Consider the following 1,716-nt stretch of genomic DNA (forward strand, 5'->3'; position numbering starts at 1 on the left):
CGTTCCACTCCACCAACACCCGACGACGCTCAACCTCGTCAAGCACCTCCACCGCACTCAGCGGCAGCGACACATCCTCGGCCAGCGCGCCCAGGACCCGCACGAGCGCGGCCGTGATCCGCACAGCCGTCTCCGGGTCGAACAGATCCGCCGCCGCAACCACGGCACCGCGCAGACCGGCCGGCCGACCATCGGCGTCGATCGTCTCCGCGACGTTGACGTCCAGATCGAACTTCGCCACCAGCGTTCCGGCCCGCAGTCCCTCCGCGCGCACCGCCGACGGCTCCACCGATACGCGCTCCGTGTTCTGCACGTTGAGCATCACCTGGAACAGCGGGTGCCGCGCCATCGAGCGGGCCGGAGCCAGCTCCTCCACCAGCTTCTCGAACGGCACGTCCTGGTTCGCGAACGCCTCGAGACCGGACTCCCGAACCCGCGAGAGCATCTGGCGGAACGTCGGGTCCCCCGACAGATCCGTGCGGGTCACCAGCGTGTTGACGAAGAAGCCGACCAGGTTGTCGAGCGCCTCGTCGGTGCGGCCGGCAATGGTCGCACCGATCGGGATGTCGGTGCCGGCACCGAGCCTGGACAGCGTGACCGCGAGCGCGGCCTGCAGCACCATGAAGAGCGTGACGCCCTCGGTCCGCGCGACCTCCGCCAGCCGCGCGTGCACGTCAGCGGGAAGCTCCAGCGGCACCATGTGCCCCTGGTGACCGGCCACCACCGGACGAGACCGGTCGAACGGCAGCCCCAACTCCTCCGGCACGCCGGCCAACGCCTCACGCCAGTAGGCGACCTGGCTCGACAGCAGGCTCTCCGGGTCCCGCTCGTCACCGAGCAGCTCACGCTGCCACAGCGCGTAGTCCGCGTACTGCACGGGAAGCGGGGACCAACGAGGCTCCCCGTCTTCGCGTCGCGCCTCGTAGGCGGCCCAGAGATCGCGGATCAACGGGCTCATCGACCAGCCGTCCCCGGCAATGTGATGAACCGTCAGGAGCAGGACCTGCTCGTCCGGTCCGGTGCCGAACAGCCATGCCCGGATCGGCACCTCAGCCGCCAGGTCGAATTCGTACGCCGCCGCCCGGGCCACCGCATCGGCCAGTCCGGCCGGCGCGACCTCGGTCGTCTCCAGCTCCCACGCCAGTTCATCGAGCGGCAGGATCTGCTGGTACGGCTCGCCCTCAACCGACGGGAAGACGGTGCGCAGTACTTCGTGCCGCGCCAGGACGTCACGCAGGGCTGCGCCCAGGGCCGCGCTGTCCACCTCGCCGGACAGGCGAACGGCGTGCCGGATGTTGTACGTCGCGCTGGGGCCCTCGAGTTGCGCGAGGAACCAGAGCCGGTGCTGGGCGTAGGAGAGCGGTACACGCTCGGGTCGCTCGACGGCGGTCAACGCCGTGCGGGCGGTCCCCGCCCCCGTCAGCCGGCCTGCGAGCGCGGCCACCGTGGGTGCCTCGAACAGCGCCCGCAGGCTCATCTCGACACCGAGCACGGCACGGATGCGGCTGACCAGGCGCGTGGCGAGCAGCGAGTGGCCGCCCAGGGCGAAGAAGTCGTCCTCCACGCCCACGCCGTCCAGGCCGAGGATCTCGGCGAAGACTGCGCACAGGATCTCCTCCTGCGGCGTCGCCGGCCCACGACCCGCACCCGCCTCGAACTCGGGTGCGGGCAGTGCCTTGCGGTCCAGCTTGCCGTTGGCGGTCAACGGCAGAGCGT

Annotated in this window: 1 protein-coding gene; it reads right to left on the reverse strand. The window is 70.8% G+C overall.

The annotated features are described in order from the left end of the window. Positions 1-1,716, reverse strand: a 1,716-nt coding sequence (locus ABD323_RS40860; RefSeq protein ID WP_425556336.1) for a condensation domain-containing protein, incomplete at both ends; no start/stop codon positions are given.

The organism is Kitasatospora nipponensis (assembly GCF_039528135.1).
Taxonomy (GTDB): Bacteria; Actinomycetota; Actinomycetes; order Streptomycetales; family Streptomycetaceae; genus Kitasatospora; species Kitasatospora nipponensis.